At 43.1% G+C, this 511-nt stretch carries 1 protein-coding gene; it reads left to right on the top strand.

Annotated elements, in window-relative coordinates; genetic code table 11:
- Window positions 1-94 precede the first annotated feature (94 nt).
- Window positions 95-412, top strand: a complete 318-nt coding sequence (locus A3756_RS24375; protein ID WP_231872145.1) for a DUF1244 domain-containing protein — start codon at window positions 95-97, stop codon at window positions 410-412.
- Window positions 413-511: the final 99 nt, after the last annotated feature.

Genomic DNA, 511 nt, shown 5'->3' on the forward strand with positions numbered 1-511 from the left:
GCGAACATTTCAGAAAAAATAAGCGTGCTTCTGATACTATCTACAAAAAAACCGATAGCCTTGGCGCACTAATTAAACAATATTAAGGGATAATATGTCTGTAAATACCGCATTTGAAAATATGAGCGATCAACAACGTACCGAGATCGAAGCGGCCGCTTTTCGTCGACTGCTAAAACACTTTGACGACCACAAAGAAGTGCAAAATATCGACCTAATGATTCTGGCTGACTTCTGTCGTAACTGCTTAGCAAAATGGTACATGGCCGCTGGCGAAGAGCAAAGTGTTGAAATTGACTATGATCAGGCGCGTAAAGCCGTTTATGGTATGCCTTATTCTGAATGGAAAGAGAAGCATCAATTGAAGGCAACGCCTCAGCAGCTCGAAGCTTTTGAAGCGAAGCAGAAGTAAATCACTCCTGCCTAAATTTCTAGACCTAAATGCTTCTTGGCAGCTTTGACCAGCTTTGGGTCGAGAGCGGGTGGTGTGATATCAACACCTTTCACAAGC

Source organism: Oleiphilus sp. HI0086 (assembly GCF_001635225.1).